Here is a 23,474-nt window from a genome sequence, read left to right as displayed (position 1 = left end):
CGATGGTCGAATCCTTCTCGTCCGCAGCGCGCAGGCTGACGCGTCAGGTACGCATCGGCCGCGTCCTGATCGGTTCCGACGCACCGATTGTCGTGCAGTCGATGACCAACACCGATACCGCAGACGTGCTCGGCACCGCGATGCAGGTGGCCGAGCTGGCTCGCGCCGGCTCGGAGCTGGTGCGCATCACGGTCAACAACGAAGAAGCCGCGAAGGCCGTGCCGCACATCCGCGACCGCCTGCTGGCCCTGAACATGGACGTGCCGCTGGTCGGCGACTTCCACTACAACGGTCACACGCTGCTGACCAAATACCCGGCCTGCGCCGAGGCGCTGGCCAAGCTACGCATCAACCCCGGCAACGTCGGCGCCGGCACCAAGCGTGACCCGCAGTTTGCGGCCATCGTCGAGATCGCCTGCAAGTACGACAAGCCGGTGCGCATCGGCGTGAACTGGGGCAGCCTCGACCCGTCCGTGCTGGCGCGCATCATGGATGCCAACGCCAAACTCGCGGAACCGCGCGACGCCGGCGCGGTGATGCGTGAGGCGCTGATCGTGTCGGCGCTTGAATCCGCTGCCAAGGCCGAGGAATACGGCCTGGCGGGAGATCGCATCATCCTGTCGGCCAAGGTTTCCAGCGTGCAGGACCTGATTGCGGTGTATCGCGATCTGGCGCGCCGCTGCGATTACCCCTTGCATCTGGGTCTGACCGAAGCCGGCATGGGGTCCAAGGGCATCGTCGCTTCCACCGCCGCGCTGGCGGTGCTGCTGCAGGAAGGCATCGGCGACACCATCCGCGTGTCGCTCACGCCTGAGCCGGGCGGCAAGCGCACCGAGGAAGTCATCGTCGCTCAGGAGATCCTGCAGACCATGGGCCTGCGCGCCTTTACGCCGATGGTCACGGCCTGCCCGGGTTGCGGACGTACCACCAGCACCTTCTTCCAGGAGCTGGCCTCCAGCATCCAGAACTATGTGCGGGCGCAGATGCCGATCTGGCGCGAAGAGCGTGACGGCGTCGAGAACCTCACGCTGGCGGTCATGGGCTGTGTGGTGAATGGGCCGGGCGAAAGCAAGCACGCCAACATCGGCATCTCGCTGCCCGGTACCGGCGAGAGCCCGGCCGCGCCCGTGTATATCGATGGCGAAAAGGTGGTCACCCTGCGTGGCGACAACATCTCCGCAGAATTCCGCGCCCTCGTCGACGACTACGTCGCCAAAAAATATCCGAAAAAGGCGGGGCAGACCCGCTCCAGCGAAAACATTCAATGAGTCAGAACAATCTTCAGTCCGTGCGCGGGATGAACGACATCCTGCCCGACGATGCCGAATTGTGGGAGCACTTCGAGGACATCGTCCGCGACTGGCTCCGCAGCTACGGCTACCGCCCCATCCGCATGCCCATCGTCGAGCACACGCCGCTGTTCAAGCGCGCCATCGGGGAAGTCACGGACATCGTCGAAAAGGAGATGTACTCCTTCGAGGATGCGCTCAACGGTGAAAACCTGACCTTGCGTCCGGAAGGCACGGCGTCCTGCGTGCGCGCCGCAATCCAGCATGGCCTGCTGCATGGTGGTGGTCAGCGTCTGTACTACCACGGCCCGATGTTCCGTCACGAGCGCCCGCAGAAAGGCCGCTACCGCCAGTTCCACCAGATCGGGGTGGAGGCGCTGAACTTTGCCGGCCCGGACATCGACGCCGAACTGATCCTGATGTGCGCGCGCCTGTGGGACGATCTGGGCATTCAGGACGTCGAGCTGCAGATCAACTCGCTTGGCGCGGCCGACGAGCGCAAGGCGCACCGCGCTGCGCTGATCGCCTACCTCGAGCAGCACCAGGACGTGCTCGATGACGACGCCAAGCGCCGCCTGCACACCAATCCGCTGCGCATTCTCGACACCAAGAATCCGGCGCTGCAGGAAATCGTAGAAGCGGCGCCGAAACTGTTCGATCACCTCGGTGCCGAATCGCTCGAGCACTTCGACGGCGTGCAGCGCGTGCTGCGCGACGCAGGCATTCCCTACCGCATCAACCACCGGCTGGTGCGCGGCCTCGATTACTACAACCGTACCGTCTTCGAATGGGTCACGACGAAGCTCGGTGCGCAAGGTACGATCTGCGCTGGCGGCCGCTACGACACGCTGGTCGAGCTGCTCGGTGGCAAGAGTGTGCCGGCGGCCGGTTTTGCCATCGGCATCGAGCGCCTGCTGGCCCTGTGGCAGGAGAGCGGCGGTCAGGCCGAGACACCGCAGCCTGATGTCTACGTCGTGGCCTCCGGTGCCGAAGCCCAGCGCGTGGCATTTCGCGCTGCCGAGGCGCTGCGTGGTTTCGGCTTTGCCGTGCTGATGCATTGTGGAGGCGGCAGCTTCAAGTCGCAGATGAAGAAGGCCGATGCCAGCGGCGCAATGCTCGCCGTGATCATCGGCGATGACGAGGCCGCAGCTGGCGAAGCGGGCTTGAAGCCTCTGCGTGGGCCGGGTGCGCAGCAGCGTATCGCGCTCGATTCGCTGGCCGACGCGGTAGTCGAATATCTATTCAAGGAAGACGAGGAAGACGATGGCGCACTATGACCTTGAAGAACAGGAACAACTCTCCCAGATCAAGGCCTGGTGGGAGCAGTACGGCAAGTACGTGACGGCCCTGATCGTGGCGGCGGCTGTGTCTTCGGTCAGCTGGCAGGGCTGGAAGTGGTATCAGGACAAGCAGTCGGCCGAGGCCGCCTCCCTGTACTACGCCGTGCAGCAGGCGGCTTCCGCCGGTGATGCGGCCCGGGCGCGCGACGCCGCCGGTCAGTTGGTCGAAGGGCACGCCGGTTCGCCCTATGCTGCGCTGGGTTCGCTGCTCTCCGCGGCCGTGCAGGTGGATGGCGGTGACCCGCGTAACGCACGTGCCCAGCTGGAATGGGTCGCCGACAACAGCGGCGACGCGGTGTTGCGTGACCTCGCGCGTCTGCGCCTGGCCGTCCTGCTGTTTGACGAAGGCAGTCATGACGAGGCTCTGGCGCGTCTGTCGACAGACCCCGAAGTCGCGCTGACCGCACGGTATGCCGACCTGAAGGGCGACGTGCTGCTCGCCGCCGGACGTCGCGACGAGGCCCGCGCTGCCTACACCGCCGCACTTGCCGCGCTCGGCGCCGAAAGTGGGCAGGCAAACGACATGGCGCGTTCGATCATCCGTATCAAGCTCGAATCCCTGGAGTCCTGAAATATGAGGCCCATCACCGCGTCTGCACTGTTGCTCGTTGCCGGACTCGCGCTGTCCGGTTGCTCTTCGCTCAACCCCTTTGCTGCGAAGGCGCCCAAGCCGGCCGAGCCGCCTGCTTTCCAGCCCAAGGTGGAGATCCGCCCGCTGTGGCAGGCACGGGTCGGTGGTGGCGATGGCTATCTGTTCCAGCCGGTGGTGGTGGGCGGGTCGGTCTATGCCGCCGGAGCTGGCGGTACGGTTGCCCGTATTGACGAGACGGGGCGCACACGCTGGAGCCGTGATGTCGGCAGCGATCTGACTGCCGGCGTTGGCAGCGATGGTCGCCATGTCGCCGTGGTTACCGTCCGCGGGGAGCTGATCGTGCTCGACGCCGAGAACGGCAGCGAGAAATGGCGCAAGCCGGCAGGGGTCGAAGTGCTGGCGCCGCCGGGAGTGTCGGAGCGCACGATTGCCATCCGAGCGTCCGATAGCCGCGTCCTTGGTTTTGACGTCGGCAGTGGCGAGCGTCGCTGGATCTACTCGCGCAGCGTGCCGCCGCTTTCCCTGCGTGCGACGGCCGGAATGCAGGTCGAAGGCAACTTCGCCATCATCGGTTTCCCCGGCGGCAAGCTGCTGGCGCTCAACCTCGACAATGGCGCACCGCTGTGGGAGCTGACCGTCGCCACCCCGCGCGGCGTTACCGAGCTTGAACGCGTCACCGACATTGCCGGAACCGCCGTGTTGAGCAGCAGCCAGGCTTGCGCAGTGGCCTATCAGGGGCGCGTGTCGTGCTTTGATCTGGGCTCGCGCAGCGTGATCTGGACGCGCGAATTTTCCAGCAGCACCGGTCTGGATCGTGACGAGGGCATGGTCGTCATCACTTCCGCCGACGATTCCGTGCATGGCCTTGATGCCCGCAGCGGCGTGAGCCTGTGGAAGCAGGGGCCGATGGCCTTGCGCCGCCTGTCGCGTCCGCTGATCGTCGGTGATGCCGTGGTCTTCGGCGACTTTGAAGGCTATGTACACGTGCTCGATCGCACACAGGGCGGCTTCATCGCCCGTGGTCGCGCCGACGGAGCCATCGAAGCCGCGCCGCGCCGCCTGGGCGAGCGCAGCTTCGTCGTGCAGACGCGCGACGGCTCGGTGCAGGCCTTCGAGATCCAATAAGAACAACACACAAGGTCAACGTGAAACCCACCATCGTCCTCGTAGGACGCCCCAACGTCGGCAAGTCGACGTTGTTCAACCGCCTCACCCGTACCCGCGATGCACTCGTCGCGGACATGCCGGGCCTCACGCGCGACCGCCACTACGGCATCGGCCGCGTAGGTGAGCGCGACTATCTGGTCGTGGATACGGCTGGTTTCGATCCGGTCGTGAAGGCCGGCATCATGCACGAGATGGCCCAGCAGGCCGAGCGCGCCATCGAAGAGGCCGACGTCCTGCTGTTCCTGGTCGACGGCCGCGTCGGACTGACGCCTCACGACGAGCAGATCGCCGCGCGTCTGCGCCGTTCCGGCCGCCCTGTGCATCTGGTTGTGAACAAGGCCGAAGGCATGCGCCGCGACGTGGTCGCGGCTGAATTCCACGCGCTCGGGCTGGGTACGCCGCTGCCGATTTCGGCAACCCATGGCGACGGCGTCACCCAGGTCATCAATGATGTGCTGGCGCCGTTTCCGGTGGATGGCGAGCCGGATGAGGATCCTTCCCGTGGGCCGCGTATTGCCATCGCCGGCCGTCCCAACGTCGGCAAGTCCACGCTCATCAACGGGCTGCTTGGTGAAGAGCGCGTCATCGCTTTCGACCTGCCGGGTACCACCCGTGACGCCATCGAGATTCCGTTCGAGCGCGGCGGTCGTCATTACACGCTGATCGACACCGCCGGCCTGCGCCGCAAGGGCAAGGTCTTCGAGGCCATCGAGAAGTTCTCGGTGATCAAGACGCTGCAGGCCGTCGAGGAGGCCAACGTCGCGGTGCTGGTGTTAGATGCAGCGCAGGACATTGCGGACCAGGATGCCCACATCGCCGGTTTCATCGTCGATGCCGGTCGTGCCTTGGTGGTGGTCGTGAACAAGTGGGATGCCATCGACGATTACCGTCGCGAGACGGTCAAGCGCGATATCGAGCGCAAGCTCGGCTTCCTGTCGTTTGCGCGCTTCCACTATGTGTCGGCACTCAAGGGCAGCGGTCTGGCTGCGGTCATGAAGTCCGTCGATGCCGCTTACGCGGCCGCCATGGCAAAGCTCGCCACGCCGCGCCTGACCCGCGTGCTGCAGGCCGCCCTCGTCAAGCAGGCGCCGCCGCGTGCCGGCGTGTTCCGCCCCAAGCTGCGCTATGCCCACCAGGGCGGCAGCAATCCGCCGATCGTCGTGGTGCACGGCTCTGCGCTCGATAAAGTGCCGGCGGCCTACGTGCGCTATCTTGAGCGGACGTTCACCGAAGCCTTCAAGCTTCAGGGCACGCCGTTGCGGGTACAGTTCAAGACGGCACACAACCCGTATGCCGACAAGGCCTGAACTCCTGCCGGGGGAAGTGGTCATTGTGGTGCGGCGCACCATGCTATGCTGCAGGCTCATAACAAAACCAATGCTCAAGGAGCAAAAATGAGTAACAAAGGGCAGCTACTACAAGACCCGTTCCTGAACACTCTTCGGCGTGAGCACATTCCCGTGTCCATCTATCTGGTCAACGGCATCAAGCTGCAGGGCCAGATCGACTCCTTCGACCAGTACGTCGTACTGCTCAAGAACACCGTGACCCAGATGGTGTACAAGCACGCCATTTCCACCGTTGTGCCCGCGCGTCCCGTCAGTATTCAGCAGGACGGCAGTGACGCCTGATTTCGTTCTGAGCATTTCCCATGTTTGATCGGCCGCAGTCCGGCGAGCGGGCCATCCTGGTCCAGCTCGATCTCGACCAGGGCATGCTGGAAGATCGCCTGTCCGAAACCCGCCTGCTGATCGAGAGTGCCGGCGGGAGTGTCGAGGGCGTTGTGACCGGGCGGCGTTCGCGGCCCGATCCCGCGCTGTTCGCAGGCAAGGGCAAGGTCACCGAGATCGAGCTTGCACTGATTGCCGCCAAGGGTGATCTGGTGGTCTTCAACCACATCCTGTCGCCGGCGCAGCAGCGCAACCTCGAGCGCGTACTGCAGTGTCGCGTCATCGATCGCACGGCGCTCATCCTGGACATCTTCGCGCTGCGCGCGCGCAGCCACGAGGGCAAGCTGCAGGTCGAACTCGCCCAGCTCAGCCATCTTGCGACGCGTCTGGTGCGCGGCTGGACCCACCTTGAGCGCCAGAAGGGGGGTATCGGCCTGCGTGGCCCGGGCGAGAAACAGCTCGAGACCGACCGAAGGCTGCTGGGTGTGCGCGTCAAGGCACTCAAGGAGCGGCTCGCCAAGATCGAGAAGCAGCGCAAGGTACGCCGCCGTGGGAGGGATCGTCACGATGTGTTGTCGGTGTCCCTTGTGGGCTATACCAACGCCGGGAAATCAACGCTTTTCAATGCCTTGACCAAGGCGGGTACCTACGCGGCCGACCAGCTCTTTGCAACGCTGGATACGACCTCGCGGCGCCTGTATGTCGGGCCGGTCGGTGATGTCGTCCTGTCCGACACCGTCGGCTTCATCCGTGATCTGCCGCATGCGCTGGTGGCGGCCTTTCACTCCACGCTGGAAGAGACGGCCAGCAGCGATCTGCTGCTGCATGTGGTTGACTCCGCGAGCCCTGAGCGCGAAGCCCAGATCGACGCGGTAAACGATGTGCTGCGCGAGATCGGAGCGGGCGACGTTCCTCAGATCATGGTCTTCAACAAGATCGATCTGACGGGCGCCCCTGCGGCAGTCAATCGGGGCGAGTGTGGTAACATCGTGGGCGCTTTTTTGAGCGCTGCGAGCGGCGAGGGCCTGCCCCTGCTGCGTGACGCACTGGCCGAAGCAGCGCAACGCGTCAGTACCGCAAATGACCGGAACGCAGTTCCGGATATGATGGTCTGAACGCCTTTCAATCTGATACGGGTCTCCCAATGTCACTGAATGATCCTCGCTGGGGTAACAACCAGGGGAAAGACGACGACGATCGGCGCGGCGGTGACCGCGGCCGTGGCGACAATCAGGGTCCGCCGGACCTTGAAGACGTCTGGCGTGATTTCAACCAGAAACTGACGGGCATGCTCGGGGGCAAGCGCGGCGGTGGTCGCTCCAATGGGGGCGGTGGTGGCAAAGGTCCGCAGATGCCCAATCTGGGTTTCCGCCAGATCGGCGGTGGCCTGGGCGCGTTGCTGGTCTTGCTGCTGGTGGTCTGGCTGGCGAGCGGCTTCTATACCGTCGATGCTGCCGAGCGCGGTGTCGTACTGCGCTTCGGCAAGCACGTCGAAACCACCGAGCCGGGTCTGCGCTGGCGCATTCCGTACCCGGTCGAGAGCCACGAGATCGTGGACCTTTCGGGCGTACGTACGGTCGAGGTGGGTTATCGGGGATCGGACCGCAACAAGGTCCTGCGCGAGGCGCTGATGATCACCGAGGACGAGAACATCATCAACATCCAGTTCAGCGTCCAGTACATCCTCAAGTCGCCGGAAGACTACGTGTTCAACGTTCGCGTGCCGGACGAGTCCGTGATCCAGGCGGCTGAAACCGCAATGCGCGAGATCGTCGGCAAGAGCACCATGGACTTCGTGCTGTACGAAGGTCGTGAAGAGATCGGCGCCACGGCACAGCAACTCATGCAGGACATTCTCGACCGCTATCAGACCGGCATCATGATCAGCCGCGTGATGATGCAGAACGCCCAGCCGCCCGAGCAGGTGCAGGCCGCGTTCGAGGACGTCGTCCGCGCCCGTCAGGACCGTGAGCGTCTGCGTAACGAAGGTGAGGCCTACCGCAACGACGTCGTGCCGCGCGCACGTGGTACGGCAGCACGCCTGTTCGAAGAGGCCAGTGCCTACCGCGAACGTGTGGTAGCCAACGCCGAGGGTGAGGCCTCCCGCTTCATCCAGGTCTATGAGCAATATGCCAAGGCCCCGCGCGTGACGCGTGAGCGTATGTACATCGAGACCATGCAGCAGGTGCTGTCCAGCACCAGCAAGGTCATGATCGATGCCGACAACGGCGGCAATCTGCTGCTGATGCCGCTCGACAAACTGTTGGGGCAGAGCGGTGGTGCTGTCGCGATGAGCGAGAGCCAGCGCTCGCAGCAGCCCACCAGCCCGGTTGCCGGTGTACACCAGAGCCAGCCGATTCCGGTAGATCCGCGTGATCGCGACGCCATGCGCATGCGCGATCTGGGAGGTCGTTGATGAACAACCGTATTCAAGTCGTCCTTGGGGCGCTGATTCTCGCTGGTGTGCTTGCCTCGATGACGCTGTTCACCGTCGATCAGCGCCAGTACGCCGTGGTGTTCCAGCTTGGTGAAGTCAAAGACGTCATCGACGAGCCAGGCCTGAACTGGAAGATGCCGCTGATCCAGAACGTGCGTTTCTTCGATCGTCGTATCCTGACCATCGACACCCCCGAACCCGAGCGCTTCATCACGGCCGAAAAGCAGAACGTGCTGGTCGACCATTTCGTGAAGTGGCGCATTATCGATCCGCGTCTGTATTACGAGTCCGTTGCCGGCGACGAAACGCGTGCGCGCACGCGTCTGCTGCAGACCGTCAACTCCGGCCTGCGTGAAGAGTTCGGTCGTCGTACCGTGCCGGAAGTGGTGTCGGGCGAGCGTGACCTCATCATGGAAAACATGCGTGTGCGCGCCGACACCGATGCCCGACTGATCGGTGTGCAGATTCTCGACGTGCGTCTGAAGCGGGTGGATTTCCCGAGCGAAGTGTCGCAGTCGGTGTATAGCCGCATGGAGGCGGAGCGTACGCGGGTGGCCAACGAGCTGCGTTCGGAAGGTGGTGCAACGGCCGAGCAGATCCGTGCTGATGCTGATCGTCAGCGTGAGGTCATCATTGCCGAGGCCTACCGTGAAGCGCAGAAGGTCATGGGTGAAGGGGATGCCAGGGCGACCCAGATCTATGCCAATGCCTTCCAGAAAGACGCCGAGTTCTACGCCTTCTACCGCAGCCTCGACGCCTATCGCAGCACCTTCACCAACAAGAGTGATGTGATGGTGGTCGACCCCAGCTCCGATTTCTTCAAGTACCTGAAGGACTCGGGCGGAGCGAGACGTAACTGATCCATGGGCACGTCCCTGTTGATGGCCTTCGCGCTGATGTTGATCTTCGAAGGCCTTCTTCCTTTCGTCGCGCCGGCTCGCTGGCGCGAAGCTTTTTTGCAGATCGCCCGTCTTGCTGACGGGCAGATCCGCTTCGTCGGCCTCACCGCGATTGCGGCCGGCGTATTGATCCTGATTCTGGTGTGACAACGATGCGCTGGGTTCTCCCCGACTACATCCAGGACGCGCTGCCCGCAGAGGCCGGCGCGATCGAGCGGCTGCGCCGCAGCATGCTCGATGCCTTCCGGCTGCGTGGCTATCAGCTCGTGCAGCCGCCGCTGCTTGAGTACCTCGATTCGCTGACCACTGGCGCCGGCCAGGATCTGAGTCTGCGCACCTTCAAACTGGTCGATCAGCTTTCCGGTCGGACCATGGGGGTGCGTGCCGACATGACGCCGCAGGTTGCGCGCATCGACGCGCACCTCATCAATCATGAGGGCGTGACGCGGCTGTGCTACTGCGGCAGCGTGCTGCACACCCTGCCGCAATCGCTTACCGCGACCCGCGAACCGATCCAGCTCGGCGCCGAGCTGTATGGTCATGGCGGCATCGAGGCCGATGTCGAGGTCATCCGCCTGCTTGCCGATGTGATGGCGCTGGGCGGCGTACCGGCCGAGCGTATCGACGTCGGCCACGTTGGCCTGTTCCGTGCGCTGGCGGCCGGGGCCGGTTTCGATGCTGCGCGCGAAGAAGCGCTGTTTGATCTGTTGCAGGCCAAGGACGTGCCCGGCCTTACCGAGATGCTGGCTGACGTGGCCGAGCCGCAGCGCTCCGCGTTGCTGGCGCTGCCGCAGCTGTATGGCGGGCGTGAGGTGCTGGGGCGCGCGGCCGAAACCTTGCCGGCTTTGCCCGAGGTGCGGGCGGCCTTGGCCGAGTTGGCGCGACTGGCCGGTCAGCTGGGCGACCTGCCCTTGTCCTTCGATCTGGCGGATCTGCGCGGTTACCACTATCACAGCGGGGTCGTGTTCGCCGCCTACGCCGGCAGTTCCGCTGCGGCGTTGGCGCTGGGCGGCCGTTATGACAGCGTGGGTCAGGCCTTCGGGCGTGCGCGGCCGGCCACCGGCTTCAGCCTTGATTTGCGTGAGCTGGCACGACGGACGCCGGTCCAGGCCGTGGCTGGTGCGATCCTCGCGCCACTGTCCGACGATGTAGCGTTGCTGGAGACCGTTGCGGCGCTGCGCGCACGCGGCGAGATCGTCATGAATGAACTGCCCGACCACTCGGGCACTTGGAAAGCGGCCGGCTGTGACCGGCAGCTGGTCAGGGGTGCGGACGGCTGGACCGTTACCGCCCTGCAGGGAGAAAGGTAAGAACATGGCAAAGAACGTAGTCGTCGTCGGTACCCAGTGGGGCGACGAGGGCAAGGGCAAGATCGTTGACTGGCTGACTGACCATGCCGCAGGCGTGGTGCGTTTTCAGGGCGGCCACAACGCCGGCCATACGCTGGTCATCGGTGATCAGGAATACAAGCTCAACCTCGTGCCCTCGGGCATCGTGCGTGAGGGCAAGGCCTGCTACATCGGCAATGGCGTGGTGCTGGATGCGCACCACCTGCTGTCCGAGATCCGCAAGCTCGAAGCCGGTGGCCTCAAGGTGCGCGATCGCCTGCGTATCAGCCCGGGCTGCCCGCTGATCCTGCAGTACCACGTTGCGCTGGACGTGGCGCGCGAGGCGGCGCGTGCACCGGCCGACAAGATCGGCACCACCGGCAAGGGCATCGGCCCGGCCTACGAAGACAAGGTCGCTCGCCGTGCGCTGCGTGTGTACGACCTGTTCGACCGCGAGCGTTTCGCCGTCAAGCTGCGCGAGAACATCGAGCACCACAACCACGTACTGGTCGGCCAGCTCGGTCAGCCGGCGGTGGAATTTGACGCCGTGTTCGAGCAGGCCATGGCCGACGCCGACGAGATCCGCCCGATGGTGACGGACGTATCGGCCGAGCTGTATGCGGTCAACAAGAACGGCGGCAACCTGCTGTTTGAAGGCGCGCAGGGCGTGCTGCTGGACATCGACCACGGTACCTATCCCTTCGTGACCTCCAGCAACTGCGTGGCCGGTCAGGCTTCCGCGGGTTCGGGTGTGGGTCCGGGGCGTCTGCACTACGTGCTGGGCATCACCAAGGCGTATTGCACGCGCGTTGGCGCCGGTCCGTTCCCGACCGAGCTGGACATCGAAACCGCCGCTACGCCGGGTGAGCAGATGTCGACCAAGGGTCGCGAGTTCGGCACCGTCACCGGGCGCAAGCGCCGTTGCGGCTGGCTCGACATGGCCGCGCTCAAGCGCTCGATCATCATCAACGGTGTGACCGGTCTGTGCATCACCAAGCTCGACGTGCTCGACGGGATTGAAGAGCTGCAGATCTGCACCGGCTACATGCTCGACGGCAAGCGTATCGACCTGCTGCCGATGGGGGCCGATGAGGTCAGCCGTTGCGAGCCGATCTACGAGACCATGCCGGGCTGGACCACCTCGACCTTCGGCGCCAAGACCTGGGAGGCGCTGCCGCAGGAAGCGCGTGCCTATCTGCACCGCATCGAGGAGATCTGCGAGATTCCGATCGACGTGATCTCGACCGGTCCGGAGCGGGACGAAACCATCCTGCGTCGCCATCCGTTCGGCGCCTGACGCAGAAACGCGAAAGCCGGTCGCAAGACCGGCTTTTTCACTTTAAGCTCAACTCGAATTTACTTGAACACTCACCACTGCATGAAGCAAGCGTCGCACCAAAATGAAAAGCCGACCTTTCGGTCGGCTTTCATCAGAACTGGTGCCCAGAAGAGGACTCGAACCTCCACGTCTTGCGACACTGGTACCTGAAACCAGCGCGTCTACCAATTCCGCCATCTGGGCAAGAGCCGCGCATTATAAGCACTCAAAAGAAACTGTCAATGACGAGAAAACCGAAAAATTCAAAAACAGCCGCCGGCGGACTTTCCGCCGTCCGTCTGGCCGACCCGTTCTTCGAGCGTGAGAGCGCCGATTACGAGCAACCGCTGCCGAGCCGCGAGTACGTCGAGCAGATCCTTGCCGAGCGCGGCGTGCCGCTGAGCTTCGAGGAAGTGTGCGAGGCGCTGGACGTGGCCGAGCATGAAGTCGAACTGTTCGAGCGCCGCATGCGCGCCATGGAGCGTGACGGGCAGGTGCTGCGCAACCGTCGCGGCACCTTCATCCTGCCCGACAAGGCTGATCTGATCCGTGGCCGCGTGCAGGGCCACGCCGACGGCTTTGGCTTTGTCGTGCGGGACGACAAGCAGCCCGATCTCTTCCTCGGCCCCAAGGAAATGCGCGAGGTGCTGCACGGTGACCGCGTCATCGCACGCATCATCGGGCAGGATCGCCGCGGCCGCCCCGAGGGCAAGATCGTCGAGATCCTCGAGCGCGGCAACACCCGCGTGGTCGGCCGCGTGCTCGACGAACACGGCGTGCTGCTGGTGGTGCCGGAAGACCGTCGTATCGCGCAGGACATCCTGGTTGCGCCGGGCGGCAAGCGTCCGAAAGCGGGGCAGGTGGTCACGGTCGAACTGATCGAGCAACCCACCAAGGTGTCGCAGCCGATCGGCCGTGTCGTCGAGGTCATCGGCAACTATGCCGATCCCGGCATGGAGATCGAGATCGCCCTGCGCAAGCATCAGCTGCCCTTTGAGTTTTCGTCGGAAGCCAAGGCGCAGGCGCGCAAGCTGCCGGACGCCGTGCGGCGCAAGGATTTCGCCGGGCGTGAGGACATCACCGAACTGCCGCTGGTGACGATCGACGGCGAAACCGCCAAGGACTTTGACGACGCTGTGTACTGCGAGCGCACGCGTGACGGCTACCGCCTGATCGTGGCGATTGCCGACGTGTCGCACTACGTCGAGCCGGGCAGTGCGCTGGATGTCGATGCGCAGGAGCGCGGCAACTCGGTGTATTTCCCTCGCCGCGTCATTCCGATGCTGCCGGAGAAACTGTCCAACGGCCTGTGCTCGCTGGTGCCCAAGGAAGAGCGTCTGTGCATGGTGTGCGATGCCAACATCAGCGCCAGCGGCGACATCGTCGATTACCGCTTCTATCCGGCGGTGATGTTCTCGCACGCACGCCTGACCTATAACCAGGTCGCGGCTGCGCTGTACGAGGACGATGCCGACACGCGGCAGGAACTCAAGCCGCTGCTGCCGCACCTGCAGGATCTCGACCGGCTGTTCCGCGTGTTGCTCAAGGCGCGCGCCAAGCGCGGTGCAATCGACTTCGAGACCACCGAAACGCGCATGATCTTCGACGACAACGGCAAGATCGAGCGGATCATCCCCGAGACCCGCAACGACGCGCATCGCCTCATCGAGGAATGCATGCTGGCCGCCAACGTATGCGCCTCCGACTTCCTGCAGACGCGCCAGCAGCCTGCGCTGTACCGCATCCACGAAGGCCCGGCAGCGGATCGTCTGGAGCGCCTGCGCGGCTTCCTGGCCGAGTTCGGCCTGGGCCTGGGCGGGGGCGACGAGCCGCGTGCCAAGGACTACGCCAAGCTGCTCGAATCGGTGAAGACGCGCCCTGACGCCGCGCTGCTGCAGACCGTCATGCTGCGTTCGCTCAAGCAGGCCATGTACAGCCCCGACAACGTCGGCCACTTCGGTCTGGCCTACGAGGCCTATACCCACTTCACCTCGCCGATCCGTCGCTACCCCGACCTGCTGGTGCATCGTGCCATCAAGGCTGCACTGGCCAGCAAGCAATACACTCCGGGCGACTGGGAGCAGATCGGCCTGCACTGCTCGGGCACCGAGCGCCGTGCGGACGAAGCCACGCGCGATGTGGTGGCCTGGCTCAAGTGCTGGTTCATGCAGGACCGCGTCGGCGAGGAGTTCACCGGCAGCGTGTCCTCGGTCGTGCCTTTCGGCCTGTTCGTGGCGCTGGACGACGTGTTCATCGAAGGCCTGATCCACATCTCCGATCTCGGCTCGGATTATTTCCACTATGACGAAACCCGCCACGAGCTGGCCGGCGAGCGCAGCAATGTGCGCTATCGCCTGTCCGACCGCGTGCGCGTTCAGGTCGTGCGTGTCGATCTGGAAACCAGCAAGATCGATTTCCGCATGATCGACGGCGAGGGCGAGCGCCCGACCGAGCGGCGTGGTAAAACGTCGCGCGAACGCGAAGCGGCTGCGCCGCGTACCGAGGATGCCGCACCGGCGCGGCGCAAGGGCCGTGGCCGTTCGCAGAGCACGGCCTCGCGCGGCAAGGCGACCGCTGCACCGGCTGCGCCTTCTCCCAAGGCGGCCGAACCCAAGAAACGTAGCCGTCGCGCCGGATCGCGCGCTGGCAAGAAAGGAAACTGATGGCTGACAACGAACACCCTCGCGCGCGCGAAAGCCGCCTCATCTACGGCTTCCATGCCGTGCTCGGCAAGCTGCGGCGCGACGCCGGCGGCATCTTCGAGCTGTATCTGGCCGACAGCCGCACGGACATCCGGGCGCGCGAGGTCAACAAGATTGCCGAAGCCGAAGGCGTGCGCATCATCGCCGCCGACAACGAGCGACTTGAACGCATGGTCGGCACGCGCCGCCACCAGGGCGTGGTGGCGCGTGTTGACGCCAAGACGCGCGAGATCAAGCTGGCCGACGTGCTCGATACCATCGAGGGCGATGCCCTGCTGCTGGTGCTGGACGGTGTACAGGACCCGCACAACCTTGGTGCATGTCTGCGGGTGGCCGACGCGGCCGGCGCGCATGCCGTGATCGCGCCGAAAGACCGGGCCGTGGGCCTCAACGCCACGGCCGTCAAGGTCGCCAGCGGCGCGGCCGACAGCGTGCCCTACGTCACCGTCACCAACCTTGCGCGCGCGCTGCGCGAGATGCAGGAGGCCGGCGTGCGCGTCATCGGTACGGCCGGCGACGTCGACAAGTCCCTGTTTCAGGCAGACCTTTCCGGCCCGCTGGCCCTGGTGCTCGGTTCTGAAGGCGAGGGCATGCGCCGCCTCACGCGCGAAACCTGTGACGAACTGGTCTCCATTCCGATGCACGGCAGTGTCGAGAGTCTCAACGTCTCGGTGGCCAGCGGCATCTGCCTGTTCGAAGCCACGCGTCAGCGCAGCAAGTGACCCGGCACGCATATTGCTGGTACCGGGTATTCCCGATTCATGATCGGGCGTGACCGCTCATGCCGTCGCGCCCCGGAGGCTCAGTGGCATGCCTGCCGCGCTCAAGTTCCTGCTCGCCGCCCGGCGTTGTGAAATTCACGGCCTTGACCAGCTCGCGCTGACCTGCGAGCTGGTCAGCGGCATTGGTCAGCTCATCCACATGCTGCAGCGCGAGCGCGGCGTGTCCAATGTGTTTGCGGTTTCGCGTGGCGCGCGTTTCGACGACCAGATCGCCAGCCGCATTGCCGACAGTGAGGCGGTCGAGGCTACGGTGCGCGCTGCCTTTGACCGGCTCGACACCGAAACCGGCCTGTTGCCCGGTGGCGCGCGCCTGTTCAGCCGCATCGCCGCCGTCGTGCACTGGCTCGATGCGCTGCCTGATCTGCGTCGGCGTGTGAGCGCGCTCGAGCTCACGCCGGACGAAGTCATCGAGGCCTATACGCGCCTGATCGGTGGTCTGTTGGCGGTCGTGTTCGAAGCGGCCGACAGTGCCGGTGATCCGGATGTGTCGCGTGCGCTGGTGGCGCTGTTCAACTTCATGCAGGGCAAGGAGCTTGCGGGGCAGGAGCGTGCCACCGGTGCGGCCGGTTTTGCGCTGGGCAGCTTCGATACCGCACGTCAGCACCGGCTGGTGCATCTGATCGAGGCGCAGCAGCGCTGTTTCGACATCTTCTCCGAGTTTGCCGATGCGGCCACCGCCGCCATCTGGCGTGATGCGCTGCCGGCGGCCGACCTGGCCGATCTGGAGCGTCTGCGCCGCAAGGCGGTATCGCCCGCTGCGCACCCCGACGCCAGCGATGGCAGTGAAGTCTGGTTTCAGCTCACCACCCGTCGCATTGACGTGATGAAGCAGATCGAAGACCGGCTCGCCGTCGAGCTGCTGCATCTGGCCGAGCGCAAGACCGCCGAGGCCTGCGCCGCGCTGGAGGATCACGCAGCGGTGCTGGAAGCCTTCATGCGTGAGGGCACGCCGGGCGTCGTGCCCATGAATATGTTTCCGGTCTCCCAGGAGGCGGAAAGCGAGGCCGAAGCCGGTCGCGTCGGGCTCGGCCGCTCGGTGTTCGACCTGCTGCACGAGCAGTCGCGACGTCTGCAGGAAATGGGCGACGAACTCGCTCGGGCGCGCGGCGCGCTGGCCGAGCGCAAGCTCATCGAGCGCGCCAAGGGGCTGCTGATGGAGCATCGTGGTCTGACCGAGGATCAGGCCTACCGGATGCTGCGCCAGACCGCCATGGACCAGGGGCGGCGACTGGTGGAGGTGGCCGAAGCCGTGATCGGCTTCTCCGGGATTCTGGGCAACGAGGGGTCGGCGCGGCGCGGTTGAGCGGTGGCGCTGCCGCACACAGTCGGTGCGTTGCCCGTGCTGGATGCCCGTTGTAAGTGCATCAGTTTTAAGTTTTTATCCTCTTTTTGTTTGTAAACAGTGGCTTGTGTTCTGGCACGCATGATGCATGTGTGATGTCGACCGGAGCTTTGTCGTCCGGTCGGGTGGCGGTCCTCCTGGTCGCCTCGGTTCCGGAACGCAAATGCTTCAACTCACGCCTGCCCAGCGCATTCATGCCGTCACTGCCTTTGTCGTGCCCATCGTGCTCGTACTGATGGCTGCGTGGAGTGCGCCGCGTGCCGCCGTCGAGCAAGCCGATGCCTGTGCGGATCAGGTGGCCTTGGCGAGCGATTCGGTGCCGGTACAGGCCGATTGCTTCGAACGCCCTTCAGACCGCAGAAGCCTCTGAGGCCTGATTCCCTCCTTTAGAGTCCCCGAAAGGCCGCACCGCTCACGTGCGGCCTTTCTGCTTCTGCACTGCAGCAGTGCGAAGTTCATGGCCTCGTCGTTTCGAAAACGCTCCTGAAAATCCTCTTGGATCGCCTCTGATCTGCCTCTGTGGCTGGGTTTCAGGTGTGACAAGGTATTTCTGGCATACAAACTGCTAGATATGCGTCGACGCCCGATCAATGTGGATCGTGCGTCGCAGCAACACCAGGACAACGGCGTCCATCCCCCCGTCAGCCACCGTGCGCCGACCGGGGATGGTCGCCGTTTTTTCGTTTCGGCAGGAGGTCGTAGATGAGTGCCCGCCCGTCAGTGCCCGACAGTTCGAGCGTGAGCGCCCCCGTCGTTGTGATCGGCGCGGGCCCGGCCGGCGTGCGTGCGGTGCAGGAGTTGGTGCGCTGGCAGCCGGACGCGCCGATCGTGTGGTACGGCGACGAGAGCTGGCTGCCGTACAACCGCATCAAGCTGTCGTCGCTGCTGGCAGGAGAGATCTCGTGGGATGCGCTGGTCGATGGCGGCAACGGCGGGGCGCCGGTGCCACCCAATGTGGACTGTCGATTCGGCCTGCGCGTGGCCTCCATCGACCGCGAGACGCACACCGTGCGCGATGCCGCAGGTGGCGAGCAGGCCTATTCGAGCGTCGTGCTGGCGACCGGCTCGTCGCCGCATGTGCCGGCCATTCCGGGTATCGAACTGTCGGGCGTATTCACCTTCCGTGATCTGGCCGATGCGCAGCGTCTGCAGGCGCGCCTTGTGCGCTCGCGCGTCACGGTAGTCATCGGCGGAGGCCTGCTGGGGCTGGAGGCCGCGCGTGCCGTGCGCCGCTTCAACACCGAAGTGTGGGTGATCGAGCAGGACGATCGGCTGATGCCGCGGCAGCTCGACATCGGCGCGGCCGAAGTGTTGAGCGCCGAGATGCGCGAGATGGGCCTGAACCTCCGCGTCAGCGATGGCGTGCGCGCCATTCTGGGTGACGGGCGTGTGGCCGGTGTGCGTTTGCGCGACGGCAGCGAGATTGCCTGTGACACGGTGATCGTCGCCACCGGCATCCGTCCGCGCATCGAACTGGCGGTCGCGGCCGGCTTGCCGGTGGGCAGTGGCATTCGGGTGGACGACCGGCTGCGTACGGCCGACCCGCACATCTTTGCGATCGGCGAATGTGCCGAGCACCGCGGCAAGGTGTACGGACTGGTTGCGCCGGGGCTCGAGCAGGCCGCGGTTGCCGCCGGCGTCATCAGCGGCGTGCCGGCCATCTACGAAGGCTCGGTGTCGGCCACCAATCTCAAGGTCATGGGCTGCAAGGTCTTCAGCATCGGTGAGGTTGATCCGGTCAGCACCGCCTCGCTCACGCATTCCGTGGTGTATCGCGCCGAGGGCGTGTATCGGCGTCTGAGCCTGCGCCAGGGGCGGCTGGTCGGCGCCATCGGCGTGGGGGAATGGCCCGAACGATCCCGCGTGCAGGAGGCCGTGCGCAGCGCGCGCATGGTGTGGCCGTGGCAGCGCAGCCGCTTTGCCGCCGAAGGGCGCGTGTGGGCGGACGACGCGGGCGACGAAGTCGCGCTGTGGCCGGCCAGCGCCACCATCTGCAACTGTACCGGTTTGACCAAGGGGCGGCTCGAAGCGGCCTGTCGCAGCGGCTGTACCACCGTCGAGGCGCTCTCCGGCGAGACCGGCGCCGGCAGCGTATGCGGCTCCTGTAGACCCTTGCTCTCGCAACTGCTCGGCGGGGCAGCCCTGCCGGCCGTGCGCGCGGCCAAAGCCCTCGCGGTATTCACGCTGGTGGCGCTGCTTGGTGCGCTGTTCTATGCGCTGATCGGCATTCCCTTTCCCGATTCCGTCGATCCCGATTTCCGCTGGGATCTGATCTGGCGCGACAAGGACATCAAGGAGATCAGCGGCTACGTGGTGCTCGGCGTGATGGCGGTCTTGGCCGTCATCACCCTGCGCAAGCGCGTCGAGCGCGTGCGCGTCGGCAGCTTCGACGTGTGGCGCCTGGTGCATGTGGTCATCGGCGTCGTACTCATCGCCGGCCTGCTGTTCCACACCGGCGGGCGCCTGGGCTACAGCCTGGATCTGGTGCTGAGCCTGTCGATGGTCGGCGCGCTGCTGTCCGGCGTGGTCATCGCCGCCGTGCTGGCGCGCCAGCACGTGCTCACACCGGGTCTGGTGAGGCGCACCCAGCGCACCGCCACGCTGGTCCACATCCTGAGCTTGTGGGGCCTGCCTGCGCTGCTCGGTTTCCACATCTTCAAGTTCTACTACTTCTGAGCGGCAGCCATGAGCGCATCAAAACGCAAACTCCGGATGTGGCTGTTGTGGGGCGGCGTGACGCTGGGCCTGGTCGGGCTGGTGTTCGCCGCCGTGGCCAGCATCACCGCGGGGCGTGTCGACCCGCTCAGCCTGCAGTTGCGCGCGCTGATCCTGCCGGGACAGACCACGCACGGCCATCACCAGATCGAGCTGGCCTGCGATTCCTGTCACACCGGTGGCTTCGCGGATCGCGACGAGGTGCAGGCCTCATGCGAGGGCTGTCACGCCGCCGGGCTCAAGGCCGGGCAGGATTCTCACCCGCGCAAGAAATTTACCGATCCCGCCAACTTCGAGCGTCTCGAAGCCATCGACGCGACCTACTGCGTGAGCTGCCACGTCGAGCACAAGCCCGACATCGCGCATGCCGGCGGCGTCACCGTGCCCAAGGACTTCTGCGTGCTGTGCCATGCCGACGTCGCCGAGACCCGCCCCAGCCATGCCGGCATGGGCTTCCTCACCTGCACCAACAGCGGTTGCCACAGCTACCACGACAACCTGTCGCTGAAGGAAAACTTCCTGCTCGACCACGCCGAGGGCGGCTTCCTCAAGGACGAGCCGAAGGTGCGCGAGCGTCGCCTGCTGCAGGTGCTGGAGGAGTCCGAGAGCTATCCGTGGGATGACTACCCGATCGAGCCGCTGGCCGCCGAGGACGCCGACCACGACGCTTCGCTGGCGGACCCTCACGCCGAGGCCGCGTGGCTGGCTTCCAAGCATGCCGAAGCCGGCGTCAATTGCAGCGCCTGTCACCAGGTCGGCTCCAAGCGCGAACCGGAGTGGGTCGCCAAGCCCGACCACACGCCGTGCGCGAACTGCCACGGTCTGGAAGTCGACACCTTCAAGGCCGGCCTGCACGGCATGCGGCTGGCCACCGAACTGGGGCCGATGACGCCGGCCGACGCGCGCCTGCCGATGAAGGGCGATGCGGCCCACTTCGAACTCGGCTGCACGAGTTGCCACGGCGCGCACGACTTCGACACCGGCCGCGCCGCCGCCGAAGCCTGCATGAGCTGCCACAACGACGAGCACACGCAGGCCTACCGCGACAGCCCGCACCACGCGCTGTGGCAGGCCGAGCTGGCCGGCACCGCGCCAGCAGGCAGTGGCGTGTCGTGCGCCAGCTGCCACATGCCGCGCATCGAGCATATCGGCGACGACTTCTCGCGCCGCACGCTGGTGCAGCACAACCAGAACGCCACGCTGCACCCGGCCAGCAAGATGGCCCGCAGCGTGTGCCTGAACTGCCACGGACTCGGCTTTGCCCTCGACGCGCTGGCCGACCGTGACCTGGCGCAGCGCAACTTCACCGGACGCCCCTCGACTGCAGTCGACAGCATCCGCATGGCCGTCGAGCGCGATCGTCTCCTCACGCAACAGCGCGAAGCGCAGAAAGATTCACCCCCCGAGCAGTAACCATCCTTGAACAGGAGAGCCATCATGAAAGCCACGCAACTGAAGAAAGCCGTCGTCGTCGCCAGCGTCCTCGCTGCGGTCACCCTCCCTGCCGTTGCCCAGCAGAAGGGCTGGAGCTACGAACAGGTTGCCGATGCCCTGCATCTGGTGCTCGAAACCGACCGCACGGTGTACACCCGCCTCATCGTCAACCGCCTGGCCAACCAGGAGAAGGTCATCGAGGCCCACGAAGACTGGCTGGAGAAGAAGGCCCTGGTACTGCCCGCGCAGATGTTCCGTGCCGGCTCCGAGATGGTCGCCGAGAAGGGCGCCAAGTGGAGCTACCGCCTGATTTCCGAGTGGCCGATCAACGACCAGAACGTCGCCCGCACGCCGGCCGAGACCGAAGGCCTCAAGGCTGTGGCCGCCAATGGTTCCAAGCCCTTCTACAAGGAAGAGACCATCGGCGGCACCAAGTACTTCACCGCCGTGTATGCCGACCGTGCCGTGGCGCGCGCCTGCGTGACCTGCCACAACGACCACAAGAGCAGCCCGCGCAACGACTTCAAGATGGGTGAAACCATGGGTGCGGTGGTACTGCGCCTGCCGATGTAAGGAGCAAGGCGATGACTGCCATCGTTTCCGCTCGACAGTTCGGAATCGCGCTGGCCGCATCGTCCCTGCTCGCCGCCTTTCCCGCCGCCGCCGAGGTGTCGGGAAAGGCGGTGTGGGAGGGCACCTGCGCGCTATGCCACACCGAACCCCTGTCCGGCGCACCGCAGTTCGGTGACGCCGACGCCTGGGCGCCACGCATCGCCAAGGGGCGCGAGGCGCTCTACGCAAGTGCGATCAACGGCTTCTTCGGCCCCATGGGCGACGAGATGCCGGCGCGCGGCGCGAACGACAGCCTCAGCGACGCCGAGGTGCGTGCTGCCGTCGACTACATGCTCGCGTCTTCTGGCGCGAAGTGATTTCACCCTCTCATTCCAAGGAGCCATCATGGCCGAAGCCAGTCTGTACCAGAAACTCGGCGGCATGCCTGCCGTCAATCTCGCCGTCGACATGTTCTACGACAAGGTGCTTGCCGACGACCGCATCAAGCACTTCTTTGCCGGTGTCGACATGGCCCGCATGCGCGAGCATCAGAAGAAGTTCCTGTCCTTCGCCTTCGGCGGCAGCTCCGGCTACGACGGCAAGAACATGCGCGAGGCACATGCCAGCCTGGTCACCAACATGGGGCTGAACGACAGCCACTTTGATGCTGTGGTCGAAAACCTCGCCGCCGTGCTGACCGAACTCGGCGTAGCACCGGAGCTGATCGGCGAAGTGGCCGGCATCGCCGAATCGGTGCGAAACGACGTGCTGTGCCGCTGAAGCCTTAGCGGTTCCCCCACGAAAGCCCCGTCTCCGGACGGGGCTTTCGCTTTTGGGTGGGCGGCTGCACCTGAGGAGTGCAGCCTGCGGCGTGCCTGCACTGCATGCGTGCGCAGGGCCGCTGCGCAAGGAATTTTGCTGCCGGATAGGCGTGGTCCTGCATGAGCTTGTGCTGGCACGCCTCATGCTTTGATGAAATCAAGTGCGGGTCGACGACGACCCGCAGCGGGAAACCGGACAACGGCGTCCATCCCGGATCTGCAGCTCGAAGCTGCGGTTCCGTGATGCGGCGCCTTTTTTGCGTCGGTCCCGCGCATTGCAACGAATCATCAAGGCCCGCGTGGAGCGTGGCCGAGCGGGAGAAACACATGAACAAGGTCTATCTGGTCGGAGCCGGCCCCGGCGCGGCAGATCTGCTGACATTGCGCGCGGCGCGCCTGCTGACGGAACTGGCCGAGATCGTGCTGGCGGACGATCTGGTATCCGCCGAGGTGCTGGCCCTGGTGCGCTCCGGTGCGCGCGTGTTGCGCGTCGGCAAGCGTGCCGGACGGCCGTCCACGCCGCAGGCCACCATCCACCGTCTGATGGTGCGCTATGCGCGCCGCGGCAAGGTCGTGGTGCGGCTCAAGGGGGGCGACCCCTGTGTGTTCGGGCGGGCCGGTGAAGAGGTCGAGGCCCTCGCAGCCGCCGGTATCGAGGCCGAGATCGTGTCCGGCCTGACCGCCGGCATCGCGGTGCCGGCTGCGGTCGGCATTCCGGTCACGCACCGCGCCCACACCCATGGCGTGACGCTGGTCACCGCCCACTGCGCCGACGGTTCCGGACCGGACTGGAAGGCCCTGGCTGCGACCGGCACGACGCTGGTGATCTACATGGGCCTTGCCCGCGTGCTGACCATCGTCGCGCGCCTGATCGCCGCCGGGCTGTCGCCACGCCTGCCGGCCGCTGCGATTGCCTCGGGCACGCTCGCGGCACAGCGCAGCGTGAGCACCACGCTGGCCGAGCTGCCCGAACACATCGCCGCCGAAGGGCTCACCGCGCCGACCATTCTCGTCATCGGCGAGGTCGCCGCCTTTGCGCGCAGCGCCAACGACCATGCCCGCATCGGCGTGGCGGCATGAGCGGCG

The 23,474-nt window shown here is 65.4% G+C and carries 22 protein-coding genes and 1 tRNA gene; 22 read left to right on the top strand and 1 reads right to left on the bottom strand.

The features are described 5' to 3' along the window. Window positions 1–2: 2 nt before the first annotated feature. The 12 genes from ispG (at window position 3) to AC6H0R_RS02895 (ending at window position 12,019) form a co-directional block, all read left to right on the top strand. Window positions 3–1,268, top strand: a complete 1,266-nt coding sequence (ispG, locus tag AC6H0R_RS02950) for a flavodoxin-dependent (E)-4-hydroxy-3-methylbut-2-enyl-diphosphate synthase (protein WP_497579841.1) — start codon at window positions 3–5, stop codon at window positions 1,266–1,268. Beyond that, the gene (gene hisS / locus AC6H0R_RS02945) at window positions 1,265–2,566 is read left to right on the top strand and encodes a histidine--tRNA ligase (protein ID WP_497579840.1); all 1,302 of its coding nucleotides are present in this window, start codon (window positions 1,265–1,267) and stop codon (window positions 2,564–2,566) included. The genes ispG and hisS overlap by 4 nt, the downstream gene beginning before the upstream one ends. Further along, complete coding sequence (locus AC6H0R_RS02940) at window positions 2,553–3,200, top strand: YfgM family protein (RefSeq protein ID WP_497579839.1); 648 nt, start codon at window positions 2,553–2,555, stop codon at window positions 3,198–3,200. Before hisS ends, AC6H0R_RS02940 begins: the two co-directional genes overlap by 14 nt. A gap of 3 nt (window positions 3,201–3,203) precedes the next feature. Continuing rightward, a complete protein-coding gene (bamB, locus tag AC6H0R_RS02935) occupies window positions 3,204–4,346 on the top strand; it encodes an outer membrane protein assembly factor BamB (RefSeq protein ID WP_497579838.1) in 1,143 nt (380 codons plus the stop codon). A gap of 20 nt (window positions 4,347–4,366) precedes the next feature. Beyond that, window positions 4,367–5,695 carry a ribosome biogenesis GTPase Der gene (gene der / locus AC6H0R_RS02930; RefSeq protein WP_497579837.1) on the top strand — a complete coding sequence of 443 codons (1,329 nt, stop codon included), beginning with the start codon at window positions 4,367–4,369 and terminating at the stop codon, window positions 5,693–5,695. An 87-nt stretch (window positions 5,696–5,782) separates the two neighbouring features. Further along, complete coding sequence (hfq, locus tag AC6H0R_RS02925; RefSeq protein ID WP_497574565.1) at window positions 5,783–6,019, top strand: RNA chaperone Hfq; 237 nt, start codon at window positions 5,783–5,785, stop codon at window positions 6,017–6,019. A gap of 20 nt (window positions 6,020–6,039) precedes the next feature. Next, window positions 6,040–7,173: a ribosome rescue GTPase HflX gene (gene hflX / locus AC6H0R_RS02920; protein ID WP_497579836.1), complete on the top strand. Its 1,134-nt coding sequence runs from the start codon at window positions 6,040–6,042 to the stop codon at window positions 7,171–7,173. A 29-nt stretch (window positions 7,174–7,202) separates the two neighbouring features. Continuing rightward, on the top strand, window positions 7,203–8,474 hold the full coding sequence (hflK, locus tag AC6H0R_RS02915) for an FtsH protease activity modulator HflK (RefSeq protein WP_497579835.1): 1,272 nt from the start codon (window positions 7,203–7,205) through the stop codon (window positions 8,472–8,474). Next, window positions 8,474–9,355 (top strand): protease modulator HflC, encoded by an 882-nt coding sequence (gene hflC, locus AC6H0R_RS02910; RefSeq protein WP_497579834.1) that lies wholly within the window; start codon window positions 8,474–8,476, stop codon window positions 9,353–9,355. The genes hflK and hflC overlap by 1 nt, the downstream gene beginning before the upstream one ends. A gap of 3 nt (window positions 9,356–9,358) precedes the next feature. Continuing rightward, complete coding sequence (locus AC6H0R_RS02905; protein WP_497579833.1) at window positions 9,359–9,541, top strand: DUF2065 domain-containing protein; 183 nt, start codon at window positions 9,359–9,361, stop codon at window positions 9,539–9,541. 5 nt (window positions 9,542–9,546) lie between these two features. Beyond that, window positions 9,547–10,704: an ATP phosphoribosyltransferase regulatory subunit gene (locus AC6H0R_RS02900; RefSeq protein ID WP_497579832.1), complete on the top strand. Its 1,158-nt coding sequence runs from the start codon at window positions 9,547–9,549 to the stop codon at window positions 10,702–10,704. A 4-nt stretch (window positions 10,705–10,708) separates the two neighbouring features. Continuing rightward, window positions 10,709–12,019 (top strand): adenylosuccinate synthase, encoded by a 1,311-nt coding sequence (locus tag AC6H0R_RS02895; protein WP_497579831.1) that lies wholly within the window; start codon window positions 10,709–10,711, stop codon window positions 12,017–12,019. A 140-nt stretch (window positions 12,020–12,159) separates the two neighbouring features. Here the strand turns inward: AC6H0R_RS02895 and AC6H0R_RS02890 are convergent. After that, window positions 12,160–12,244 (bottom strand) — tRNA-Leu (locus tag AC6H0R_RS02890). Window positions 12,245–12,282: 38 nt separating this feature from the next. Between AC6H0R_RS02890 and rnr the strand changes: the two genes are divergently transcribed. The 10 genes from rnr (at window position 12,283) to cobA (ending at window position 23,468) form a co-directional block, all read left to right on the top strand. Next, a complete protein-coding gene (gene rnr / locus AC6H0R_RS02885; protein WP_497579830.1) occupies window positions 12,283–14,703 on the top strand; it encodes a ribonuclease R in 2,421 nt (806 codons plus the stop codon). Beyond that, a complete protein-coding gene (rlmB, locus tag AC6H0R_RS02880) occupies window positions 14,703–15,464 on the top strand; it encodes a 23S rRNA (guanosine(2251)-2'-O)-methyltransferase RlmB (RefSeq protein WP_497579829.1) in 762 nt (253 codons plus the stop codon). The genes rnr and rlmB overlap by 1 nt, the downstream gene beginning before the upstream one ends. Window positions 15,465–15,552: 88 nt before the next feature. Continuing rightward, window positions 15,553–16,827: a nitrate- and nitrite sensing domain-containing protein gene (locus tag AC6H0R_RS02875; protein ID WP_497579828.1), complete on the top strand. Its 1,275-nt coding sequence runs from the start codon at window positions 15,553–15,555 to the stop codon at window positions 16,825–16,827. Between the two features lie 202 nt (window positions 16,828–17,029). Beyond that, window positions 17,030–17,236 (top strand): hypothetical protein, encoded by a 207-nt coding sequence (locus AC6H0R_RS02870; RefSeq protein WP_497579827.1) that lies wholly within the window; start codon window positions 17,030–17,032, stop codon window positions 17,234–17,236. A 332-nt stretch (window positions 17,237–17,568) separates the two neighbouring features. After that, complete coding sequence (locus AC6H0R_RS02865; protein WP_497579826.1) at window positions 17,569–19,542, top strand: FAD-dependent oxidoreductase; 1,974 nt, start codon at window positions 17,569–17,571, stop codon at window positions 19,540–19,542. Window positions 19,543–19,551: 9 nt separating this feature from the next. Further along, the gene (locus AC6H0R_RS02860; protein ID WP_497579825.1) at window positions 19,552–20,994 is read left to right on the top strand and encodes a cytochrome c3 family protein; all 1,443 of its coding nucleotides are present in this window, start codon (window positions 19,552–19,554) and stop codon (window positions 20,992–20,994) included. Window positions 20,995–21,018: 24 nt separating this feature from the next. Beyond that, window positions 21,019–21,588, top strand: a complete 570-nt coding sequence (locus tag AC6H0R_RS02855; protein WP_497579824.1) for a Tll0287-like domain-containing protein — start codon at window positions 21,019–21,021, stop codon at window positions 21,586–21,588. An 11-nt stretch (window positions 21,589–21,599) separates the two neighbouring features. Further along, window positions 21,600–21,944 (top strand): c-type cytochrome, encoded by a 345-nt coding sequence (locus tag AC6H0R_RS02850; protein WP_497579823.1) that lies wholly within the window; start codon window positions 21,600–21,602, stop codon window positions 21,942–21,944. A gap of 28 nt (window positions 21,945–21,972) precedes the next feature. Continuing rightward, the gene (locus AC6H0R_RS02845; RefSeq protein WP_497579822.1) at window positions 21,973–22,347 is read left to right on the top strand and encodes a group I truncated hemoglobin; all 375 of its coding nucleotides are present in this window, start codon (window positions 21,973–21,975) and stop codon (window positions 22,345–22,347) included. 368 nt (window positions 22,348–22,715) lie between these two features. Next, window positions 22,716–23,468, top strand: coding sequence for a uroporphyrinogen-III C-methyltransferase (gene cobA, locus AC6H0R_RS02840; protein ID WP_497579821.1), 753 nt, complete (start codon window positions 22,716–22,718; stop codon window positions 23,466–23,468). Window positions 23,469–23,474 lie beyond the last annotated feature (6 nt).

The sequence above is a fragment of the Pseudazoarcus sp. NS36 genome, from assembly GCF_059703705.1.
This window is presented reverse-complemented; position numbering and strand designations above follow the sequence as displayed.

Coding starts and splice junctions, on each gene's coding strand:
- AC6H0R_RS02860 (WP_497579825.1), top strand. CDS start 19,552: ATGAGCGCATCAAAACGCAAACTCCGGATGTGGCTGTTGTGGGGCGGC.
- AC6H0R_RS02855 (WP_497579824.1), top strand. CDS start 21,019: ATGAAAGCCACGCAACTGAAGAAAGCCGTCGTCGTCGCCAGCGTCCTC.
- cobA (WP_497579821.1), top strand. CDS start 22,716: ATGAACAAGGTCTATCTGGTCGGAGCCGGCCCCGGCGCGGCAGATCTG.
- hisS (WP_497579840.1), top strand. CDS start 1,265: ATGAGTCAGAACAATCTTCAGTCCGTGCGCGGGATGAACGACATCCTG.
- ispG (WP_497579841.1), top strand. CDS start 3: ATGGTCGAATCCTTCTCGTCCGCAGCGCGCAGGCTGACGCGTCAGGTA.
- AC6H0R_RS02865 (WP_497579826.1), top strand. CDS start 17,569: ATGAGTGCCCGCCCGTCAGTGCCCGACAGTTCGAGCGTGAGCGCCCCC.
- rnr (WP_497579830.1), top strand. CDS start 12,283: ATGACGAGAAAACCGAAAAATTCAAAAACAGCCGCCGGCGGACTTTCC.
- hflK (WP_497579835.1), top strand. CDS start 7,203: ATGTCACTGAATGATCCTCGCTGGGGTAACAACCAGGGGAAAGACGAC.
- hfq (WP_497574565.1), top strand. CDS start 5,783: ATGAGTAACAAAGGGCAGCTACTACAAGACCCGTTCCTGAACACTCTT.
- AC6H0R_RS02895 (WP_497579831.1), top strand. CDS start 10,709: ATGGCAAAGAACGTAGTCGTCGTCGGTACCCAGTGGGGCGACGAGGGC.
- AC6H0R_RS02870 (WP_497579827.1), top strand. CDS start 17,030: ATGCTTCAACTCACGCCTGCCCAGCGCATTCATGCCGTCACTGCCTTT.
- AC6H0R_RS02900 (WP_497579832.1), top strand. CDS start 9,547: ATGCGCTGGGTTCTCCCCGACTACATCCAGGACGCGCTGCCCGCAGAG.
- rlmB (WP_497579829.1), top strand. CDS start 14,703: ATGGCTGACAACGAACACCCTCGCGCGCGCGAAAGCCGCCTCATCTAC.
- AC6H0R_RS02845 (WP_497579822.1), top strand. CDS start 21,973: ATGGCCGAAGCCAGTCTGTACCAGAAACTCGGCGGCATGCCTGCCGTC.
- hflX (WP_497579836.1), top strand. CDS start 6,040: ATGTTTGATCGGCCGCAGTCCGGCGAGCGGGCCATCCTGGTCCAGCTC.
- AC6H0R_RS02875 (WP_497579828.1), top strand. CDS start 15,553: ATGCCTGCCGCGCTCAAGTTCCTGCTCGCCGCCCGGCGTTGTGAAATT.
- AC6H0R_RS02850 (WP_497579823.1), top strand. CDS start 21,600: ATGACTGCCATCGTTTCCGCTCGACAGTTCGGAATCGCGCTGGCCGCA.
- bamB (WP_497579838.1), top strand. CDS start 3,204: ATGAGGCCCATCACCGCGTCTGCACTGTTGCTCGTTGCCGGACTCGCG.
- hflC (WP_497579834.1), top strand. CDS start 8,474: ATGAACAACCGTATTCAAGTCGTCCTTGGGGCGCTGATTCTCGCTGGT.
- AC6H0R_RS02905 (WP_497579833.1), top strand. CDS start 9,359: ATGGGCACGTCCCTGTTGATGGCCTTCGCGCTGATGTTGATCTTCGAA.
- AC6H0R_RS02940 (WP_497579839.1), top strand. CDS start 2,553: ATGGCGCACTATGACCTTGAAGAACAGGAACAACTCTCCCAGATCAAG.